The sequence below is a fragment of the Streptomyces sp. NPDC048185 genome, assembly GCF_043202495.1.
Classification (GTDB): domain Bacteria; phylum Actinomycetota; class Actinomycetes; order Streptomycetales; family Streptomycetaceae; genus Streptomyces.
The window spans coordinates 147,238-167,820 of sequence record NZ_JBIDAN010000016.1 but is presented as its reverse complement, the minus strand read 5'-3'; the positions used below and the strand labels follow the sequence as shown (position 1 = coordinate 167,820).

Here is a 20,583-nt window from a genome sequence, read left to right as displayed (position 1 = left end):
GGCACGCACAGTGACCGCTGTGCGTCGGGTCACACCCCCAGGCGCCTCCTCAGGAGAGCTCTGTCGTTCAGACGGCCCGCGCCTGGGACGGCGTCTCGCGGACGAACGCGCCGTTCTTCCACTGCCACTTCACGTGGTCGGTGACGTCCGGGCAGCAACTGGGCACGTCGGCCGACGAGTAGCCGAGGAGCGTCGCGAGGACGGCACCGCCGCGCACCGAGAAGTCCGTGACCGTCCGGCGCTCCTCGGGATCCACCAGGGTGGCGACCACACGGGACTTGCCACCGTCGGCGCCGCGGGTGACGACGTAGACGCCGTCGGGCGGGGTGCCCATGGGCGCGTCGCAGTGCACGACGGCCACCGTCTCGGGCCGGCCGTCGCCGTCGAGGTCGCCGGACGCCTTCTTCTGCACCAGGGCCCTGACCGGACCGCAGTCCAGGGGAAAGGCGACGGCCGCCGCGTCGGGCGCCGTGCCGTGCGCCGGGGCGGTCTTCGATTCCGGCCCGGCGGCCTGGGCCGCCGTCGCGGCGTCGGGCTGCAGGACCGAGGACAGGGCCACGACTCCGGCGAGGGCCGTGGCGGTGGCGACCCAGTGGATCGGCCGGGTGTGCGTGTGCGACAGGTCCGGAACGGCGGGGTGCTGCACGAGGAGTGTCTCCTGTGAGGGCTGTACCGGTGGGGGTGGCCAGCATCGTGCCACACGTCACAGTGCGGGGGAACGGCGGGGTGGGTACTCGCTCGCGTTTCGCCCGGTGCCGGGCCCGGGATGCGGGGCACGGCGCCGCACGGTGGCCGCGGCCGGCGGCACCTCCGGCGGTCCGGCCGGCCGCCAACGCGGCGGCGCCGTGGTGGAGTTCCCGGACACCCCCGGAAACTCCACCACGGCGCATGGACGTTGTGTGCGGCAGGGGCCGCCTCAGCGGCCGGAGCCTCCGCCGGCGTTGGGGCCGTCGTAGTCCTCGCCGTAGGCGCCCTTGGCGGGGCGGCGGCGGCGCATGGGCGGCTCGACGCCGTCGGCGAGACGGCGGGCGGTGAGCAGGAAGCCGGTGTGGCCGATCATCCGGTGGTCCGGGCGTACGGCCAGGCCCTCGACGTGCCAGTTGCGGATCATCGTCTCCCAGGAGGTCGGCTCGTTGAAGCAGCCGATCTCGCGGATGGACTCGACGGTCCGCGCGAGCTGGGTGGTGGTCGCGACGTAGCAGCACAGGATGCCGCCGGGGACGAGCGCCTTGGAGACGGCGTCCAGGCACTCCCACGGGGCGAGCATGTCGAGGATGACCCGGTCGACGTCGGTGTCGGACAGGTTGTCCTGGAGGTCGCCCACGGTGAGCTGCCAGGCGGGGTGCGGGCCGCCGAAGTAGCGCTCCACGTTCTGCCGGGCGATCTCGGCGAAGTCCTCGCGGCGCTCGTAGGAGTGCAGCATTCCCTGGTCGCCGATGGCGCGGAGGAGGAAGCTGCTGAGCGAGCCGGAGCCCACACCGGCCTCCACCACGCGCGCGCCGGGGAAGATGTCGGCGAAGGCGAGGATCTGCCCCGCGTCCTTCGGGTAGACGACGGCTGCCCCGCGGGGCATGGACAGGACGTAGTCGGGGAGCAGGGGGCGCAGCGCGAGATAGGCGACGTTACCGGTGGTGCGGACAACGCTGCCCTCGGGAGCACCGATCAGTTCGTCGTGGGGGAAGGAACCCTTGTGGGTGTGGAAGTTCTTCCCGGCCTCGAGCGTGAACGTGTAGTGGCGGCCCTTGGGGTCGGTCAGCTGAACCTGGTCCCCGACCTTGAAGGGCCCGCGCCTGCGGGCGGCACCGGTCGGTTCGGACATGTGACCAGCCTACCGGTTCCCCGCGGGGCGCTTGACCGGCGGAGGGGACGGGGCGACGGCGCGTTCAGCTGGGGCGGGCCATGGCCTTGACGAAGGCGCGCTCGACGTCGGCCGCGGACAGGACGCCGTAGATCTCCCCGGTGTCCTCGACCACCAGGTACTCGGTGGCCGGGGCGGCCCGCAGCGCGTCGAGGAGTTCCTCGCCCGTCAGCTCGGCCGAGACGCGCATGCCGTCGGTGATGTCCTGCGCGAGCGTGCTCACCATGACCCAGGGGCGGCGGTGCTCGGGTACGCCGACGATGGCGGCCTCGCGGACCAGGGAGAGCGGCCTGCCCTCGGCGTCGACGACGACCAGGGCGCGGGCTCCTGAGGCGTTGGCGCGGCGCAGCGCCTCGGAGAGCGAGGTGTCGGCGGGGACGGGGACCGCGCGCCTGGTGAGGGCGCGGGCGCGCAGCTCGGGCAGGTGCTCGCGCAGGCGGGCCATGCGGAGGCTGTTGCCGGCGCCGGTCCAGATGATCGCGGCCAGGATGGCGGCGAGCAGGGCGTCCATCAGCGTGTCCATGCCGACGTTGTCCACGGCTCCGGAGCCGAGCGCTCCGGACTGGGTGAGCAGCGGCAGCCCGATCAGGACGGAGACGGCGAGTGCCCGGCCGACCCAGGCGGCGGCGACCGTGCCGCTCATCGGCTTGCCGGTGATCTTCCAGACGACGGCGCGGAGCATCCGGCCGCCGTCGAGGGGGAGCCCCGGGAGCAGGTTGAAGACGGCCACGATGAGGTTGGAGACCATCAGGCCGGCGAGCAGGACGCCGGGGACGGTGCCCGGCTCGACGGCCAGCAGTGCGAGGTAGAAGACGCCGGCGAGGACGAGGGAGAGCAGGGGGCCGACGAAGGCCAGCACGAACTCGCGGCCGGGGGTCTCGGCCTCCTTCTCGATCTCCGAGACGCCGCCGAAGAACTGGAGCTGGATGCGACGCACGGGGAGCTTGAAGCGGAGGGCGGCGACGGTGTGGGCCAGTTCGTGGACGAGGACGGAGGCGTAGAAGGCCACCGCGAAGAAGAGGGAGACCAGGTAGCGTGCGGCGCCGAGCTCGGGCAGGACCCGGTCGAGCTGGCCGCCGAACACCCAGGTGATCAGGGCGGCCACCAGGAACCAGCTCGGCGCGACGTAGACAGGCACGCCGAAGGGCCGCCCCATCAGCAGTCCGCCTCCGGGCTCGGGGCGGCGCTGCGGGGGCCGCCCCGGGCCGCCGCCGGTGCGGGCCTCGGCACGTGCCTGGTGGCCGGGGTCCGGTCCGGCCGGCGGGACACCGGCGCCCGCGGCCCGGCCGGCCCCGTCGTCCCGCGCTGCCGGGGGCTGCGGGGTGGGCTCGTGCGGGGCGGGTCCGCCCGTTCTGTTCGACGCGGGGGCGTCCCCGGCGGGGGGTGGGGGCTCCAGCGGTTCGGCCGCCGGGGAGTCCGCCCGTCCCCCGGTGCCCTCGCCTACTGTCGGTGACCGGCCCGAGGGATCCCCTGCGGTGCCGCGGGGCTGTGGCGCGGGGTGTTCCCCGGGCGTGTCGGCAGCCGTGGGCTCCGGGTGTGCGGGGCCCGGGGCCGTCGACCCCGCGTGGGGGTCGGTCGGCTCGTCGCTGCCGGACCGCGGGTGCCCGTTCCCGCCGCTCACGTCCACGGTGTCCCCTCGTTCGAAGCGTTTCCCGCGCCTGCCGTGCGGGAGGGTCTGGTGTCGATGGTATGCGGCCCTCGCGGCCCGTTCCGCCTCGGCACCCGGTGCCCGTCCGTCCGTCGCACGGGTGACGGGCGCGGCTGGGTCACTGTCAGTGTCGGGCCGTAAGGTCTGTGGGCATGGAGACGAGCATCGAGGATGTCGCGGAGGACGCCGGCGGCTCCGCCCCGGCGGCAGCGGCACAGGCAGCGGAAGCGGCCGGGGGCGCGCCGGTCGCCGCCGGCCCACGGCCACCGGCACCCGTGCCCGTCGCCCAGGCTCCCGCCTCGCTCTCGCCGTCGCGGGCCGGCGACTTCATGCAGTGCCCCCTGCTGTACCGGTTCCGGGTGATCGACCGGCTGCCGGAGAAGCCCAGCGAGGCCGCGACCCGAGGCACCCTCGTGCACGCGGTGCTCGAACGGCTCTTCGACGCGCCGGCGGCCGAGCGCACGCCGCCGCGGGCCAAGGCGCTGATCCCCGGGCAGTGGGACCGGCTGCGCGAGACCAGGCCCGAGGTGGGAGAGCTGTTCGCGGACGACCCGGAGGGCGAGCGGATGGCACGCTGGCTCGCCGAGGCGGAGGGACTCGTCGAGCGCTGGTTCACCCTGGAGGACCCGAGCCGGCTGGAGCCCGCCGAGCGGGAGCTCTTCGTCGAGGCCGAGCTGGACTCCGGGCTGCGGCTGCGCGGCATCATCGACCGGGTCGACGTGGCCCCCACCGGCGAGGTGCGGATCGTCGACTACAAGACGGGCAAGGCACCCCGGCCGCAGTACGCCGAGGGCGCGCTGTTCCAGATGAAGTTCTACGCGCTGGTGGTGTGGCGGCTGAAGGGGGTCGTGCCGCGACGGCTGCAGCTCGTCTATCTCGGCAGCGGCGACGTGCTCACCTACGACCCGGTCCTCGCCGACCTGGAGCGTGTCGAGCGCAAGCTGCTGGCCCTGTGGGAGGCCATCCGGCTGGCGACCGAGACCGGTGACTGGCGGCCGCGCCCCACCAAGCTGTGCGGCTGGTGCGACCACCAGGCGCACTGCCCCGAGTTCGGCGGCACTCCCCCGCCCTATCCGCTGCCGGTGAGGGCGGCCGAGTCGGGCGCCGCCGAACAGGGCAGAATGGGGCCGGACTAGGGCCTGGCGAGAAGGAGACTCACGTGGCCATCCGCGTCCTATTGGTCGACGACCAGCCGCTGCTGCGCACGGGCTTCCGGATGATTCTGGAGGCGGAGCAGGACCTCGCGGTCGTCGGCGAGGCCGGCGACGGCCTCCAGGCCCTCGACCAGGTGCGGGCGTTGCAGCCCGATGTGGTCCTCATGGACATCCGCATGCCGCGGATGGACGGTGTGGAGGCGACCCGGCAGATCACCGGTCCGGAGCGGGACGGCCCGGCCAAGGTACTGGTGCTGACCACCTTCGACCTCGACGAGTACGTGGTGGAGGCGCTGAAGGCGGGTGCCAGCGGGTTCCTGCTGAAGGACGCCCCGGCCAACGAACTGGTGCAGGCGATCCGCGTGGTGGCGAACGGCGAGGCGATGCTCGCGCCGAGCATCACCAGGCGGCTGCTCGACAAGTACGCCACGCACCTGCCCTCCGGTGACGAGCCGGTGCCGGACACCCTGCACACGCTGACCGACCGTGAGGTGGAGGTCCTGAAGCTGGTGGCACGCGGTCTGTCCAACGCGGAGATCGCCGCCGACCTGTTCGTCAGCGAGACCACCGTCAAGACGCACGTCGGGCACGTGCTGACCAAGCTCGGGCTGCGCGACCGGGTGCAGGCCGCGGTGTACGCGTACGAGAGCGGGCTGGTGCGTCCCGGCGCGCAGTAGCCGGGAAGCCCGAAGGGCGCCCTCTTCCGTCCGGGAGGAGGGCGCCCTTCGGCTTGTCGGGGTGCGTCAGCCGCTCACACCACGGGACAGCTCCCACAGCTGCAGCGAGGAGGCGGAGTTGAGCGCGTAGGCGGTGCCGGTGACGTCGTCCCGGGCGGCGACGTACTGCTTGCCCTGCCACAGCGGGATCATCGGGACGTCGGTGGCTACGGCGTCCTGGATGGCGGTCAGGCTGTCCACGGCGGACAGCCGGTCGGCCTCGCGCCGGGACGCCGGGATCAGCTCGTTGTTGATCTCGGAGTTCACGTACGGCGAGTTGAGGAAGTTCTCCTTGTCGAGGAACGGCGCCAGGAAGTTGTCGGCGTCCGGGAAGTCCGGGAACCAGCCCATGCCGAAGACGTCGTACTGGCCCTTCAGCTCGGCCGGGCGGAACTTGTCCCAGGGCGTGCCCTGGATGTCGACCTGGAACAGACCGCTGTCGTTGAGCTGCTTCTGGAGCTGCTCGAACTCCTGCTTGGTGGCCGCGCCGTAGTGGTCGGTGGTGTAGTTCAGGGTCAGCTTCACCGGCGTGGAGACGTCGGCGGACTCCAGCAGGGACTTGGCCTTGGCGACGCTCGGGTCGCCGTACTGGTTGAAGAACGAGTTCGAGTGGCCGGTGATGGTGGCGGGCACCAGCGAGTACAGCGGTTCGGCCTGCGAGCCGTAGACATTCGAGATCAGTTCGCTGCGGTTGATGAGCTGGGCCATCGCCTGCCGGACCGCCCTCGTCTTCACCGTCTGCGCCTTGGTGTTGAAGGCCAGGTAGCGGATCTCGAGACCGGCCATCTCGATCAGGTCGACGTCGCCGCCCGTGTCGTTGGAGAGCTTCCGGATCTGGTCCGGCGTCATCGCACGGGACATGAGGTCGATGTCGCCCTTCTCGAGCGCCGCGCCCATGGCATCGGCGTCGGCGAAGGAGACGACCTCGGCCTTGTCGTTGTTCACCTCGAGGGCCCCCTTGTAGTTGGGGTTCTTGGTGAACACCGCCTTGGCCAGCGCGCCGTCCTTCACCTCGGCCTTCATGGTGTACGGACCGGAGCCGTCCATCTCGAAGCCCTCGCGCAGCTTGCCCTTGTCGTAGTCGTCGGAGTCGACGATGCCGGCGACCGGGGTCGACAGCTTGAACGGGAAGGTCGCGTCGGCGGTGTTGAGGTGGAAGATGACCTCGCGGTCGCCCTGGGTCTCCACGGTGTCGACGGTGGACAGCAGGCCGGACACACCGCTGTCGGCCTTGAGGGACAGGGCGCGTTCGATGGAGAACTTCACGTCGGCCGCCGTGACGGCGTCGCCGTTGGCGAACTTCAGTCCGTCGCGCAGGGTGCAGGCGTAGCGCTCGTTGCCGGTGTCGGTGAAGCCGCACTTCTCGGCCGCCTCGGGCACCGGTTCGCCGTCGCCGCGGGGCTGGATCATCAGCGTCTGCACGGTCTGGCGCAGCAGGTTCCAGGAGCCGACGTCATAGGCGTACGCCGGGTCGAGGGGCGCGGGAGCCTCCTTCGAGGCGGTGAACCGGTCCGTGGTGCCGACGACGATCGCGTCCCCGCCGCCGCTGCCGCCGTCGGACCCGCCGCAGGCGGCGAGTACCGGGGCGAGCAGGCCGACGACGGCCGGCAGCACCAAAGTCTTGCGGTTCATGCTCGAAAATCTCCAGAGCTGTCGGTCCGTGTATGCGGCATGCAGGGGTGTCGCTGGCCGATCACGGGGGTAGTGGCTGAGGTTCTCGCGACGAGATTAGTCCGCGCCCGCACGAGGGCCCGCAGCCCCCGGAGTTGAGGGCTCATCACAGAGCGAAACCGGGCGTGGACACACCGAAAACCCGACAGCGGAAGGATTAGTGCAGCGCTTCACCAATCGGGACACATGGGCGCTCCGACAACGTTCTCCCGGGTCGTTTCGGCACAGCCGCACCGGCCTGTCGACCCCTGCCGGGGTGGCGAACCTCACATATGGACGCCACCGAGGCCCGCGGGGGAGGCGTTCGCTCCGGGTGCCGGGTACGGCCGTGCCGCACGCTGTGTGAACGCTCAGCCCACGTGGGTGATGAGACCGCGCAGGAAGGCGAGGTCGACCTCTTCCAGCGACCCGACCACGGTGCGCCGGGCGGCCGGGGTGATGGGGGCGACCGAGGGGACGGCCACGACGTGGCAGCCCGCGGCCTCCGCGGCGGCGACTCCGGTCGCGGTGTCCTCGACGACGGCGCAGCGGGCCGGGTCCACGGCGAGTCCGGCGGCGGCGGCCAGATAGGGGTCGGGGTGGGGCTTGGTGCGCGGCACCTCGTCGCCCGCGACGGTGAGCGCGAAGTGGTCGCGGCCGAGCGAGGCCAGGACACGGTCGATGATGCGCCGGTGCGAGGCGGAGACCAGGGCGGTCGGGATCTCGTGCCGGGACAGCTCCGCGAGCAGCCGGGCCGCGCCCGGCATGAGGGGCAGGTCGCGTCCGATGCGCTCCTCGAAGCCGTCGTTGAGCAGCACGCTGAGTTCGGCGAGCGAGATGTCGGCGCCGGTGGCCTCGATAAGGAAGCCCGCGCTGCGGGTCATGGGGCCGCCCACCACCACGTGGCGCCAGGAGTCGTCGAGGGTGTGGCCGAGGGAGGCGAAGACCTCCTTCTCGACGTCCCACCAGAAGCCCTCGGTGTCCACCAAAGTGCCGTCCATGTCGAGGAGCACGGCTTGCAGGGCTGAGCCTTCGGCCGTACGGATTCCGAGCGCGGGGACCGTACTGGTCATCCACGTACCTCCTTGAGGGACGATCAGGCCGGTTCCCACGAGGGGAACCGGCCTGCAGTGGACCGACCAGTGTACGTCGTGCGGGACCAGAACGCCTGGTGTGGCGCCTGGAGCGGTGCGGAGCGGGTCCGTACGGGCCTCAGCGGGCGTTGAAGTACTTGGCCTCCGGGTGGTGGATCACGATGGCGTCGGTGGACTGCTCGGGGTGGAGCTGGAACTCCTCGGACAGGTGGACGCCGATGCGCTCCGGCTGGAGCAGGTCGGCGATCTTTGCGCGGTCCTCCAGGTCGGGGCAGGCGCCGTAGCCGAGGGAGAAGCGGGCGCCCCGGTACTTCAGGGCGAACATGTCCTCCATCTCGGCCGGGTCCTCCCCGGCGAAGCCGAGCTCGGAGCGCACGCGTGCGTGCCAGTACTCGGCGAGGGCCTCGGCGAGCTGGACGGACAGCCCGTGCAGCTCCAGGTAGTCGCGGTAGGCGTTGGCCTGGAACATCCGGGCCGTCTCCTCGCCGATCCGGGAGCCGACGGTGACGACCTGGAAGCCGACGACGTCGGTCTCACCGGACTCCTCCGGGCGGAAGAAGTCGGCCAGGCACAGCCGCCGGCCGCGCCGCTGCCGGGGGAAGGTGAAGCGGGTGCGCTCGTTGCCGGCGTCGTCCAGGACGATCAGGTCGTCGTCCTTGGAGACGCAGGGGAAGTAGCCGTAGACCACGGCCGCCTCCAGCAGGTTCTCCGTCTGGAGCCGGTCCAGCAGCCCGCGCAGCCGGGGCCGGCCCTCGCTCTCGACGAGCTCCTCGTACGAGGGTCCCTCGCCGGTGCGGGCCTGCTTCAGACCCCACTGGCCCTTGAAGAGGGCGCCCTCGTCGAGCCAGGAGGCGTACTCCTTGAGCTGGATGCCCTTGACGACGCGGGTGCCCTGGAAGGGCGGGGTGGGGACGGGGTTGTCGGTGGCGACGTCGGAGCGGACGTGGCCCTCCTCGGGGCGCTCCTCGACCTCGACTGTGGCCGCCCGCACCCGGCGCTGGCGCAGCTCGGGCAGCTTGGCCCCGGGCACGCCCCGCTTGATGCCGATCAGGGCGTCCATCAGGCGCAGGCCCTCGAAGGCGTCGCGGGCGTAGCGGACCTCGCCGTCGTAGATCTCGTGGAGGTCCTGTTCGACGTACGCCCTGGTGAGGGCGGCGCCGCCGAGGATGACGGGGTAGTCGGCGGACAGGCCCCGCTGGTTGAGCTCCTCCAGGTTCTCCTTCATGATCACCGTGGACTTGACCAGGAGCCCGGACATGCCGATGACGTCGGCCTTGTGCTCGTCGGCGGCCTCCAGGATGGCGGAGACCGGCTGCTTGATGCCGAGGTTGACGACGGTGTAGCCGTTGTTGGACAGGATGATGTCGACGAGGTTCTTGCCGATGTCGTGCACGTCCCCGCGCACGGTGGCCAGCACGATCGTGCCCTTGCCCTCGTCGTCGGTCTTCTCCATGTGCGGCTCGAGGTGGGCCACCGCGGTCTTCATGACCTCGGCGGACTGGAGCACGAACGGCAGCTGCATCTGGCCGGAGCCGAAGAGCTCGCCGACGACCTTCATGCCGTCCAGGAGGGTCTCGTTGACGATGTCGAGGGCCGGGCGCTCCCGGAGGGCGTCGTCCAGGTCCTGTTCGAGGCCGTTCTTCTCGCCGTCGATGATGCGGCGCTTGAGGCGCTCCTCCAGCGGGAGGGCGGCCAGTTCCTCGGCCTTGGACGCCTTCAGCGACTTGGCGGTGGCGCCCTCGAAGAGCTGCATCAGCTTCTGCAGCGGGTCGTAGCCCTCGCGGCGGCGGTCGTAGATCAGGTCGAGGGCGGTGGTGACCTGCTCCTCGTCGAAGCGGGCGATCGGCAGGATCTTGGAGGCGTGCACGATCGCCGAGTCCAGGCCCGCCTTGACGCACTCGTCCAGAAAGACGGAGTTGAGCAGGATGCGGGCGGCGGGGTTGAGGCCGAAGGAGATGTTGGACAGGCCGAGCGTGGTCTGCACGTCCGGGTGGCGCCTCTTGAGCTCGCGGATGCCCTCGATGGTCGCCAGGCCGTCCTTGCGGGACTCCTCCTGGCCGGTGCAGATGGTGAAGGTCAGACAGTCGACGAGGATGTCCGACTCGTGGATGCCCCAGTTGCCGGTGAGGTCCTCGATCAGCCGCTCGGCGATCTCGACCTTCTTCTCGGCGGTGCGGGCCTGGCCCTCCTCGTCGATGGTCAGCGCGATCAGCGCGGCGCCGTGCTCCCGCGCCAGCTTCGTGACGCGCGCGAACCGGGACTCGGGGCCGGCGCCGTCCTCGTAGTTGACCGAGTTGATCACCGCGCGGCCGCCGAGCTTCTCCAGGCCGGCCTGGATGACGTCGACCTCGGTGGAGTCCAGCACGATCGGCAGCGTCGAGGCGGTCGCGAACCGTCCGGCCAGCTCCGCCATGTCGGCGACGCCGTCCCGGCCGACGTAGTCCACGCACAGGTCCAGCATGTGGGCGCCCTCGCGGATCTGGTCGCGGGCCATCTCCACGCAGTCGTCCCAGCGGCCGTCCAGCATGGCCTCGCGGAACTTCTTCGAGCCGTTGGCGTTGGTGCGCTCGCCGATCGCCAGGTAGGAGGTGTCCTGGCGGAAGGGCACGGTCTGGTAGAGGGAGGCGGCGCCCGGCTCGGGTCGCGGGTCCCGGGTGCCGGGCGTGATGTCGCGGACGCGCTCCACGACCTGCCGCAGGTGCTCGGGGGTGGTGCCGCAGCACCCGCCGACCAGGGACAGGCCGTACTCGCGGACGAAGGTCTCCTGGGCGTCGGCCAGCTCGGGCGCGCCCAGCGGGTAGTGGGCGCCGTCCTTGCCGAGGACGGGCAGGCCGGCGTTGGGCATGCAGGACAGCGGGATGCGGGAGTGCCGGGCCAGGTAGCGCAGGTGCTCGCTCATCTCGGCCGGGCCGGTGGCGCAGTTCAGGCCGATCATGTCGATGCCGAGCGGCTCGAGCGCGGTGAGCGCGGCGCCGATCTCCGAGCCGAGCAGCATGGTGCCGGTGGTCTCGACGGTCACCGACACGATCACGGGCAGGTCGAGGCCGAGGGCGTCCAGCGCGCGCCGGGCGCCGAGCACGGAGGCCTTGGTCTGCAGCAAGTCCTGGGTGGTCTCCACCAGGAGGGCGTCGGCGCCACCGGCGACCAGGCCCTCGGCGTTGCGCTGGTAGGCGTCGCGCAGGGTGGTGTACGGGGCGTGGCCGAGCGTGGGGAGCTTGGTGCCGGGGCCCATGGAGCCGAGCACCCAGCGCTGCCTGCCGTCCCGGGCGGCGAACTCGTCGGCGACCTCGCGGGCGACCCGTGCGCCGGCCTCGGACAGCTCGTGGACGCGCTCGGGGATGTCGTACTCGCCGAGCGCGGAGTGGTTGGCGCCGAAGGTGTTGGTCTCCACGCAGTCGACGCCGGCGGCGAAGTACTCCTCGTGCACCGAGCGGACGATGTCGGGCCGGGTCAGGTTCAGAACCTCGTTGCACCCTTCCAGCTGCTGGAAGTCGTCGAGCGTGGGGTTCTGCGCCTGGAGCATGGTGCCCATCGCCCCGTCGGCGACCACCACACGGGTGGCGAGCGCCTCGCGGAGGGCGGACACACGGGTCCGGGTGTCGGCGGACGGGGTGGACGGCGACGAGGCCATGAAGGGGCTCCCTAGGATGCGACGGCTGTCGGCTTTGCGTTCCCCGGGTCCCGTCCGTCCGGGACGTCCCGGGGAAGAACGCACGTCGCCAGGGTAGCCGGGAGCCGGGGCCGGTGGCCGGGGCGTCCACGTGACGGACGAGGATGGAGGCCCGGAGCCCTCCCCCAAGGGGTGACGCGAGCGCCCGAAAGGGCGAATCCCGCGGCCCGTCCGCGACCGGGAGACGGCCGGGCGGCGGGCGCCCGGACCCCTGCGGAACGCGGTCCGAGTGCAACAGTTGCCCGCCGACCGTTAGCGGGAGGTCGGCATGGACCGGTAGTGTTCGGCATTGCCGAACGACGTCAGCGACGCCGAGGTCGGCAGTCGAAGGGGACGGAGGCAGTACGTCGATGGCACGGAACATCCAGTCGCTCGAGCGGGCGGCCGCGATGCTGCGCCTGCTCGCGGGCGGCGAGCGGCGGCTCGGCCTGTCGGACATCGCCTCGTCGCTGGGTCTGGCCAAGGGCACCGCCCACGGCATCCTGCGCACCCTCCAGCAGGAGGGCTTCGTGGAGCAGGACGAGGCCTCGGGGCGCTACCAGCTGGGCGCCGAACTGCTGCGCCTGGGCACCACCTACCTCGACGTGCACGAACTGCGGGCGCGGGCCCTGGTGTGGACCGACGACCTCGCCCGGTCGAGCGGCGAGAGCGTCCACCTCGGCGTCCTGCACCAGCAGGGCGTGCTGATCGTCCACCATGTGTTCCGGCCCGACGACAGCCGGCAGGTCCTGGAGATCGGGGCCATGCAGCCGCTGCACTCCACCGCCCTGGGCAAGGTGCTGTCGGCGTACGACCCGGTGGCGCACAGCGAGGCGCTGGAGGTCGAGCGCAAGGCGTTCACCGACCGGACCGTCTGCGAGCCGGACGGGTTCGAGCACATCCTCGACATCACGCGCGCGCGTGGCTACGCGGCCGACGTGGAGGAGACCTGGGAGGGCGTGGCGTCCATCGCCGCCCCCATCCACGACCGGCGCCGGATGCCGGTCGGCGCGGTCGGCATCACCGGCGCCGTGGAGCGGCTGTGCCGGTCCGACGAAGAGGGAGCGCTGCGGCCCGAGCTGATCGCGGCGGTACGGGACTGCGCCCGCGCGGTGTCGCGGGACCTGGGCGCCGGGCGGTTCTGAGGCGCGGACACGCGGACGGGCCGGGACGCCGGGGGGCGTTCCGGCCCGTCCGCGTACCCGGGCGCGGACACCCGGCGGCAAGGCGCCGGGAGCCGGTCCACGCCACCGATAACCCGCGGCGATCAATAACGATCGTGCTTTCGATAACAGAACCCTTGACGCACATGTGAAGGCGAAGCAAGACTCCCGTCCATCGGTCGGCATTGTCGAACACCTACCGGCAATACGCGTTAGAGTGTGACAACGCCAAGGGCCGCCATCGCTCTCACACCGAGGGCGCCGGAACACCCGGAGGGACCCGGGGTTCGGCTTCCCCTGGACGAAGGACAAAGGAGTCGCGGGTGTCCAGCTCCGACATCTTCATCGGCGAGACCATCGGTACCGCCATACTCATCCTGCTCGGCGGCGGCGTCTGCGCCGCCGTGACGCTCAAGGCCTCCAAGGCCCGCAACGCCGGCTGGCTCGCCATCACCTTCGGGTGGGGCTTCGCCGTCATGACGGCGGCGTACATCTCCGGCCCGCTCTCCGGTGCGCACCTCAACCCGGCCGTGACGGTCGGCATCGCGATCAAGGACGGCGACTGGAGCAACGTCCCGACCTACCTCGCGGGCCAGCTGCTCGGCGCCATGATCGGCGCGGTCCTGGTCTGGGTCGCCTACTACGGCCAGTTCCAGGCCCACCTCACCGACCGCGAGATCGTCGGCGGCCCGGGTGCGCAGGACACGACGGCCAAGGCCGTCGAGGCCCAGGAGACCGGAGCCGGACCCGTGCTGGGCGTCTTCTCGACCGGCCCCGAGATCCGCAACGCGGTGCAGAACCTCGCCACGGAGATCATCGGCACCTTCGTCCTGCTGCTCGCCATCCTCACCCAGGGCCTCAACGACGAGGGCAACGGCCTCGGCACCCTGGGCGCCCTGATCACCGCGTTCGTGGTGGTGTCCATCGGTCTGTCCCTCGGCGGCCCGACGGGCTACGCGATCAACCCGGTCCGTGACCTCGGCCCGCGCATCGTGCACGCACTGCTGCCCCTTCCCAACAAGGGCGGTTCCGACTGGGGCTACGCCTGGATCCCGGTCGTCGGCCCGCTGATCGGCGGAGCGATCGCGGGAGGTGTCTACAACGTCGCGTTCGCCTGAGCGGGCATCCGCTCGGCCATCATCGAGCCGCAGCACACGCGCCGCAGCACCGGCCGTCCCACCACGGAAACCCAGGAGCACACAGTGACCGACGCCCACACCGCAGGCCCCTTCATCGCCGCCATCGACCAGGGCACCACCTCCTCCCGCTGCATCGTCTTCGACCGCGACGGACGCATCGTCGCCGTCGACCAGAAGGAGCACGAGCAGATCTTCCCCAAGCCGGGCTGGGTCGAGCACAACGCCACCGAGATCTGGACCAACGTCCAGGAGGTCGTCGCCGGGGCGGTCGAGAAGGCCGGCATCACCCGCGACGACATCAAGGCCATCGGCATCACCAACCAGCGCGAGACCACGCTGGTGTGGGACAGGAACACCGGTGAGCCCGTCCACAACGCCATCGTCTGGCAGGACACCCGCACCGACGCCCTCTGCCGCGAGCTCGGCCGCAACGTGGGCCAGGACCGCTTCCGCCGCGAGACCGGCCTGCCCCTCGCCTCCTACTTCGCCGGCCCCAAGGCCCGCTGGCTGCTCGACAACGTCGACGGCCTGCTCGAGCGCGCCGAGGCGGGCGACCTGCTCTTCGGCACCATGGACACCTGGGTCATCTGGAACCTGACCGGCGGTGTGAACGGCGGCCGGCACGTCACCGACGTCACCAACGCCTCCCGCACGATGCTGATGAACCTGCACACCATGGAGTGGGACCCGCGCATCTGCGAGTCCATCGGCGTGCCGATGCAGATGCTCCCCGAGATCCGCTCCTCCGCCGAGGTCTACGGCGAGATCACGGGCGGCAGGCTGGGCGACCTGCTCGGCGGCATCCCCGTCGCCTCCGCGCTCGGCGACCAGCAGGCGGCCCTGTTCGGCCAGACCTGCTTCTCCGAGGGCGAGACGAAGTCGACGTACGGCACCGGCACCTTCATGGTGATGAACACCGGTGACAAGATCATCAACTCGTACTCGGGCCTGCTGACCACGGTCGGCTACAAGATCGGCGACCAGGACACGGTCTACGCCCTGGAGGGCTCGATCGCCGTCACCGGTTCGCTGGTGCAGTGGATGCGCGACCAGATGGGCCTGATCTCCACCGCCGCCGAGATCGAGACCCTGGCCCTGTCGGTCGAGGACAACGGCGGCGCCTACTTCGTGCCGGCCTTCTCCGGCCTGTTCGCCCCGTACTGGCGCTCCGACGCCCGCGGTGTCATCGCCGGCCTGACCCGGTACGTCACCAAGGCGCACCTCGCGCGCGCCGTCCTGGAGGCCACCGCCTGGCAGACCCGCGAGATCGCCGACGCCATGACGAAGGACTCGGGCGTCGAGCTCTCGGCCCTCAAGGTCGACGGCGGCATGACCTCCAACAACCTGCTGATGCAGACCCTCGCCGACTTCGTGGACGCCCCCGTGGTGCGCCCGATGGTCGCCGAGACCACCTGCCTCGGCGCCGCCTACGCCGCCGGCCTCGCCGTCGGCTTCTGGAACAGCACCGACGACCTGCGCGCCAACTGGCGGCGGGCCGCCGAGTGGACCCCCCGCATGGACGCGGAGACCCGCGACCGTGAGTACAAGAGCTGGCTCAAGGCCGTCGAGCGGACCATGGGCTGGCTCGAGGACGAGGAGTAAGAAGCGCAATGACCACTCAGTCCACCCTGCAGTCCGTGCCTGCCCTGGGGACGCACCCGGCCTCCGGCTCCAACCCGAGCCGGGCCGAGACCCGGGAGCAGCTCTCCAAGGCGTCGTACGACCTTCTCGTGATCGGCGGCGGCATCCTGGGCATCTCGACCGCCTGGCACGCCGCGCAGTCCGGCCTCAGGGTGGCCGTGGTCGACGCCGGCGACTTCGCCGGCGCCACCTCCTCCGCCTCCTCCAAGCTGCTCCACGGCGGACTGCGCTACCTGCAGACCGGCGCGGTGAAGCTCGTGGCGGAGAACCACTTCGAGCGCCGTGCGGTCTCCCGCCAGGTGGCTCCCCACCTGGCGAACCCGCTCACGTTCTACCTCCCCGTGTACAAGGGCGGGCCGCACGGCGCGGCGAAGCTGGGTGCCGGTGTCTTCGCGTACTCGGCGCTGTCCGCCTTCGGCGACGGCGTCGGCCACCTGCTCTCCCCGGCCAAGGCCGCGCAGGACGTGCCGGAGCTGCGCACCGACAACCTCAAGGCCGTCGCCGTGTACGGCGACGGCCAGATGAACGACGCCCGCATGGCGCTGATGACCGTCCGCGCGGCGGTCGACTCGGGCGCGGTCGTCCTCAACCACGCCGAGGTCACCGGCCTGCGCTTCACCAAGGGCCGGGTGACCGGCGCCGAGCTGAAGGACCGGCTCTCCGGCGACGAGTTCGGCGTGAACGCGCGCCTGGTGCTCAACGCCACCGGCCCCTGGGTCGACCACCTGCGTCGCATGGAGGACCCGAACGCGGCGCCGTCGATCCGCCTGTCCAAGGGCGCGCACCTGGTGCTCAAGCGCACCGCGCCCTGGAAGGCCGCGCTCGCCACCCCGATCGACAAGTACCGGATCACCTTCGCCCTCCCCTGGGAGGACATGCTGCTGCTCGGCACCACCGACGAGGAGTACGAGGGCGACCCGGGCGACGTGGCGGTCAACGACAGGGACATAGCCCAGATCCTGGACGAGGCCGCGTTCTCCATCCGCGACCAGCAGCTCGACCGGGACCTGATCACGTACTCGTTCGCGGGTCTGCGCGTACTGCCGGGCGGACCCGGTGACACGGCGAAGGCCAAGCGCGAGACGGTCGTCACCGAGGGCCGGGGCGGCATGCTGTCCGTCGCGGGCGGCAAGTGGACCACCTTCCGCCACATCGGCCGCACGGTGATGAAGAAGCTGGAGGCGCTGCCGGACCACCCGCTCGGCGACGACTTCGAGCCGATCGCCTCGCTGCCGAAGAAGCTGCCGCTGCCCGGCGTCGCCAACCCGCGCGCGGTCGCCCACCGGCTGCTGGTGGACCGCCCGGCACCCGGCCCGCGCATGGCGGCCGACACCGCCCGGCACCTGGCCACCCACTACGGTTCGCTGGCCTTCGACATCGCCCGGATCGCCAACGAGAACCCGGAGCTGGCCGAGCGCGTCCACCCCGACGCGCCGGAGATCTGGGCGCAGGTCGTGTGGGCCCGCGACCACGAGTGGGCCGAGACGCCGGACGACGTGCTGCGCCGCCGGACGACGCTGACCATCCGCGGCCTGGCCTCGGACGAGATCCGGGCCAGGGTCCAGGGACTGCTCGACCGGAAGTAGGCCCCGGCGCACCGGGAGGCGACCGCGCGGCGACCGCGCCGCCGCCTCCCGGTGCGCGCATCGCCGCACGGTGACGCCGGTAGTCTCCGTGAGACATCGGATGTCTGGGCGGCATCCTCGAGAGACCGGGAGGCCGGCCGTGGCAGTCACCGACGAGGCGATCGAGAAGATCAAGGGCATGATCGTCTCCGGCGCGCTGCGGCCCGGCGACCGGCTGCCCAGGGAGAGCGAGCTCGCGGCCGGCCTCGGCCTGTCCCGCAACTCCCTGAGGGAGGCGGTACGCGCCCTGTCGCTGATCCGCATCCTGGACGTACGGCAGGGCGACGGCACGTACGTCACCAGCCTCGACCCGCAACTCCTGCTGGAGGCGCTCGGTTTCGTCGTCGACTTCCACCGCGACGACACGGTGCTGGAGTTCCTCGCCGTGCGCCGCATCCTGGAGCCGGCCGCGACCGCGATGGCGGCCTCGCGGATCGACGAGCGCGAACTGGACGCGCTCGCCGACCGGTTGGAGGGCCTCGGTGACGCGCCGTCGGTGGAGGAGCTGGTCGCCGCCGATCTGGAGTTCCACCGGGCCGTCGTGCGGGCGTCGGGCAACTCGGTGCTCAGCTCCCTGCTCGAGGGCCTGTCGGGGCCGACCGCCCGGGCCCGTGTCCTGCGCGGCCGGACCGAGGACGGCGCGATCGCCCGCACCCTGGACGAGCACCGCGCGATCCTGGCCGCGCTGCGCGAGCGCGACGCGGAGGCGGCGCGGTCGTGGGCGACGGTGCACATCGCGTCCGTGGAGCGGTGGCTGCGTTCCACCCTCTGATCCGGCCCCGGCGGCAGGGTGTCCGGCAGCCGGGATCGGGGCAGTGATCCGTTCACTCCCCCGTGCAAGGGGGCTGCGGGCGGTCCCTCGGCACGCCGTAAGGTTGGGGGGTACGCGAGGGCACGTCGGAAGGAGGCGCTGGGTGATCGAGCTCGAGGGGGTTCCCGAGCTGATCGACCCGGTCATGGTGGCCGCGTTCGAGGGCTGGAACGATGCCGGTGACGCCGCCTCCGCCGCGGTCGCGCACCTGGACAAGGAGTGGAAGGGCGAGGTGTTCGCGGCGCTGGACGCCGAGGACTACTACGACTTCCAGGTGAACCGCCCCACGGTCTTCATGGACGGCGGTGTCCGCAAGATCACATGGCCGACGACCCGGCTCTCGGTGGTCCGCGTCGGCGGCGACAAGCCGCGCGATCTCGTCCTCGTCCGCGGCATCGAGCCGTCCATGCGCTGGCGTTCGTTCTGCAACGAACTGCTCGGCTTCGCCCACGAGCTGGGCGTGGAGCTGGTCGTCGTCCTGGGCGCCCTGCTGGGCGACACCCCGCACACCCGTCCGGTGCCGATCAGCGGGACCACGTCGGACACCGACCTGGCCCGCCGCATGGACCTGGAGGAGACCAAGTACGAGGGCCCCACGGGCATCGTCGGCATCCTCCAGGAGGCGTGCACGCACGCGGGCGTGCCGGCGGTGTCGCTGTGGGCGGCGGTGCCGCACTACGTGTCGCAGCCGCCGAACCCGAAGGCCACGCTGGCGCTGCTGAACCGGCTGGAGGACCTGATCGACGTGCGCATCCCGCTGGGCGAGCTGCCCGAGGACGCGCGCGCCTGGCAGGTGGGCGTGGACCAGCTGGCCGCGGAGGACAGCGAGGTCGCCGAGTACGTCCAGTCGCTGGAGGAGGCCCGGGACACCGCGGAGCTGCCGGAGGCCTCGGGCGAGGCGATCGCCCGCGAGTTCGAGCGGTACCTGCGGCGCCGGGACGGCGGCTCGGGGCCCGGCGGGCACGCCACCGCGGACGGTGGCGACGGCACGCCCGGGACGCCGTATCTGCGGGACAATCCGAGCGGCCGCACGCGCCCGCCGAAGCCGCCGAAGGCGGGCGGGGACGACGACGAGTCGTCGGAGGACTGAGCGAAGCGGCGAAGGAAGCGGCGAAGAAGGAACGGACAGGGGGCGCTTCCCGCGGGAAGCGCCCCCTGTCCTTCGCGCGGGTGGTTACAGCGCCACGCCGAGCAGGGCGTCGACGGCGCGGGAGACGACGCCGGGCGCGCCGGTGTCCGTGCCGCCGGTCTCCTCCTGGAGCGCGGCCCAGCGGTCGACGGCGTCGAGCGCGGCCGGGGAGTCCAGGTCGTTCGCGAGGGCCTCGCGGATCTCCTCGACGAGCGCCTCGGCGGGCGGGCCGTCGGGCCGGGACACGGCGGCGCGCCACCGCTCCAGGCGGGCGACGGCGTCGCGCAGCACCTGGTCGGTCCACTCCCAGTCGGAGCGGTAGTGGTGGGCGAGCAGGGTGAGCCGGATGGCGGCCGGGTCGACGCCGTCGCGGCGCAGCCGGGAGACGAAGACCAGGTTGCCCTTGGACTTCGACATCTTCTCGCCGTCGAGGGCGACCATGCCGGCGTGCACGTACGCCTTGGCCATGGGGAACTCGCCGGTGAGCACCTGGGCGTGGGAGGCGCCCATCTCGTGGTGCGGGAAGGCCAGGTCGGAGCCGCCGCCCTGGACGTCGAAGCCCATGCCGAGGTGGTCGAGGGCGATGGCCACGCACTCGATGTGCCAGCCGGGGCGCCCGCGGCCGAGGGAGGCCCCGTCCCAGCTGGGCTCGCCCTCGCGGGCCGCCATCCACAGCATCGGGTCGAGCGGGTTCTTCTTGCCCGGCCGGTCCGGGTCGCCGCCGCGCTCGGCGGACAGCAGCCGCATGGCGGCCGCGTCGAGGTGGGAGACGCCGCCGAAGTGGGGGTCGGACTCGACGGAGAAGTAGATGTCCCCCTCGAGCTCGTAGGCGGCGCCGGCGTCGCGCAGCCGCTCGACGAGCGGGACGATTCCGGGTATGGCTTCCACCGCGCCTATGTAGTGCTGCGGCGGGAGCATGCGCAGCGCGGTCATGTCCTCGCGGAAGAGGGCGGTCTCCTTCTCGGCGAGGGCGGTCCAGTCGACACCGTCCCGCTCGGCCCGCTCCAGGAGGGGGTCGTCGACGTCGGTGACGTTCTGGACGTAGTGAACCTGCCGCTTGGTGTCGAGCCACACGCGCTGCACGAGGTCGAACGCGTTGTAGGTCGCCGCGTGTCCCATGTGGGTGGCGTCGTACGGGGTGATGCCGCAGACGTAGATACGGGCGACGGGACCGGGGTCGAGGGTGACGAGGCCGCCGGTCGCGGTGTCGTGGATCCTCAGGTCGCGGCCCTGACCAGGCAGGGCGGGGACCTCGGAAGCGGGCCAGGCATGCATGCCATGAGCCTAACCGGACGGGTCTTCCGTC

15 protein-coding genes are annotated in these 20,583 nt (G+C 71.8%); 8 read left to right on the top strand and 7 right to left on the bottom strand.

Annotated features, from left to right (window positions below; all coding sequences use genetic code 11):
* Positions 1 to 67: 67 nt before the first annotated feature.
* The 3 genes from ACGF3H_RS33945 to ACGF3H_RS33935 form a co-directional block, all read right to left on the bottom strand.
* Positions 68 to 646, bottom strand: coding sequence for a hypothetical protein (locus tag ACGF3H_RS33945; RefSeq protein ID WP_362494326.1), 579 nt, complete (start codon positions 644 to 646; stop codon positions 68 to 70).
* A 270-nt stretch (positions 647 to 916) separates the two neighbouring features.
* A complete protein-coding gene (locus tag ACGF3H_RS33940) occupies positions 917 to 1,819 on the bottom strand; it encodes a tRNA (adenine-N1)-methyltransferase (protein WP_362494323.1) in 903 nt (300 codons plus the stop codon).
* A gap of 64 nt (positions 1,820 to 1,883) precedes the next feature.
* Complete coding sequence (locus ACGF3H_RS33935) at positions 1,884 to 3,485, bottom strand: site-2 protease family protein (RefSeq protein ID WP_362494320.1); 1,602 nt, start codon at positions 3,483 to 3,485, stop codon at positions 1,884 to 1,886.
* Positions 3,486 to 3,658: 173 nt separating this feature from the next.
* Here ACGF3H_RS33935 and ACGF3H_RS33930 point away from each other — a divergent pair, with 173 nt between their 5' ends.
* Positions 3,659 to 4,642, top strand: coding sequence for a RecB family exonuclease (locus ACGF3H_RS33930; protein WP_362494317.1), 984 nt, complete (start codon positions 3,659 to 3,661; stop codon positions 4,640 to 4,642).
* 23 nt (positions 4,643 to 4,665) lie between these two features.
* The gene (locus ACGF3H_RS33925) at positions 4,666 to 5,337 is read left to right on the top strand and encodes a response regulator transcription factor (protein ID WP_003977171.1); all 672 of its coding nucleotides are present in this window, start codon (positions 4,666 to 4,668) and stop codon (positions 5,335 to 5,337) included.
* A 66-nt stretch (positions 5,338 to 5,403) separates the two neighbouring features.
* Here ACGF3H_RS33925 and ACGF3H_RS33920 read toward each other — a convergent pair whose 3' ends face one another.
* From ACGF3H_RS33920 to metH, 3 genes are all read right to left on the bottom strand, one after another.
* Positions 5,404 to 7,008 (bottom strand): ABC transporter substrate-binding protein, encoded by a 1,605-nt coding sequence (locus ACGF3H_RS33920; protein ID WP_362494315.1) that lies wholly within the window; start codon positions 7,006 to 7,008, stop codon positions 5,404 to 5,406.
* 389 nt (positions 7,009 to 7,397) lie between these two features.
* Positions 7,398 to 8,099, bottom strand: coding sequence for an HAD family phosphatase (locus tag ACGF3H_RS33915; protein ID WP_362494312.1), 702 nt, complete (start codon positions 8,097 to 8,099; stop codon positions 7,398 to 7,400).
* A gap of 139 nt (positions 8,100 to 8,238) precedes the next feature.
* Positions 8,239 to 11,751 carry a methionine synthase gene (metH, locus tag ACGF3H_RS33910; protein ID WP_362494309.1) on the bottom strand — a complete coding sequence of 1,171 codons (3,513 nt, stop codon included), beginning with the start codon at positions 11,749 to 11,751 and terminating at the stop codon, positions 8,239 to 8,241.
* A 389-nt stretch (positions 11,752 to 12,140) separates the two neighbouring features.
* Here metH and ACGF3H_RS33905 point away from each other — a divergent pair, with 389 nt between their 5' ends.
* The 6 genes from ACGF3H_RS33905 (at position 12,141) to ACGF3H_RS33880 (ending at position 19,238) form a co-directional block, all read left to right on the top strand.
* Positions 12,141 to 12,914 carry an IclR family transcriptional regulator gene (locus ACGF3H_RS33905; protein WP_362494306.1) on the top strand — a complete coding sequence of 258 codons (774 nt, stop codon included), beginning with the start codon at positions 12,141 to 12,143 and terminating at the stop codon, positions 12,912 to 12,914.
* 341 nt (positions 12,915 to 13,255) lie between these two features.
* A complete protein-coding gene (locus tag ACGF3H_RS33900; protein ID WP_362494303.1) occupies positions 13,256 to 14,050 on the top strand; it encodes an MIP/aquaporin family protein in 795 nt (264 codons plus the stop codon).
* Between the two features lie 84 nt (positions 14,051 to 14,134).
* Positions 14,135 to 15,673, top strand: a complete 1,539-nt coding sequence (gene glpK / locus ACGF3H_RS33895; protein WP_362494300.1) for a glycerol kinase GlpK — start codon at positions 14,135 to 14,137, stop codon at positions 15,671 to 15,673.
* A gap of 8 nt (positions 15,674 to 15,681) precedes the next feature.
* Complete coding sequence (locus ACGF3H_RS33890) at positions 15,682 to 17,298, top strand: glycerol-3-phosphate dehydrogenase/oxidase (RefSeq protein ID WP_362494298.1); 1,617 nt, start codon at positions 15,682 to 15,684, stop codon at positions 17,296 to 17,298.
* Between the two features lie 139 nt (positions 17,299 to 17,437).
* Positions 17,438 to 18,109: a FadR/GntR family transcriptional regulator gene (locus ACGF3H_RS33885; protein WP_362494295.1), complete on the top strand. Its 672-nt coding sequence runs from the start codon at positions 17,438 to 17,440 to the stop codon at positions 18,107 to 18,109.
* 142 nt (positions 18,110 to 18,251) lie between these two features.
* The gene (locus ACGF3H_RS33880) at positions 18,252 to 19,238 is read left to right on the top strand and encodes a PAC2 family protein (protein WP_362494292.1); all 987 of its coding nucleotides are present in this window, start codon (positions 18,252 to 18,254) and stop codon (positions 19,236 to 19,238) included.
* A gap of 84 nt (positions 19,239 to 19,322) precedes the next feature.
* Here ACGF3H_RS33880 and mshC read toward each other — a convergent pair whose 3' ends face one another.
* Entirely contained in the window at positions 19,323 to 20,552 is a 1,230-nt protein-coding gene (gene mshC, locus ACGF3H_RS33875) for a cysteine--1-D-myo-inosityl 2-amino-2-deoxy-alpha-D-glucopyranoside ligase (RefSeq protein WP_362494290.1), read from the bottom strand.
* Between the last annotated feature and the right edge of the window lie 31 nt (positions 20,553 to 20,583).

Coding starts and splice junctions, on each gene's coding strand:
- ACGF3H_RS33930 (WP_362494317.1), top strand. CDS start 3,659: ATGGAGACGAGCATCGAGGATGTCGCGGAGGACGCCGGCGGCTCCGCC.
- ACGF3H_RS33940 (WP_362494323.1), bottom strand. CDS start 1,819: ATGTCCGAACCGACCGGTGCCGCCCGCAGGCGCGGGCCCTTCAAGGTC.
- ACGF3H_RS33920 (WP_362494315.1), bottom strand. CDS start 7,008: ATGAACCGCAAGACTTTGGTGCTGCCGGCCGTCGTCGGCCTGCTCGCC.
- ACGF3H_RS33915 (WP_362494312.1), bottom strand. CDS start 8,099: ATGACCAGTACGGTCCCCGCGCTCGGAATCCGTACGGCCGAAGGCTCA.
- ACGF3H_RS33905 (WP_362494306.1), top strand. CDS start 12,141: ATGGCACGGAACATCCAGTCGCTCGAGCGGGCGGCCGCGATGCTGCGC.
- mshC (WP_362494290.1), bottom strand. CDS start 20,552: ATGCATGCCTGGCCCGCTTCCGAGGTCCCCGCCCTGCCTGGTCAGGGC.
- ACGF3H_RS33890 (WP_362494298.1), top strand. CDS start 15,682: ATGACCACTCAGTCCACCCTGCAGTCCGTGCCTGCCCTGGGGACGCAC.
- metH (WP_362494309.1), bottom strand. CDS start 11,751: ATGGCCTCGTCGCCGTCCACCCCGTCCGCCGACACCCGGACCCGTGTG.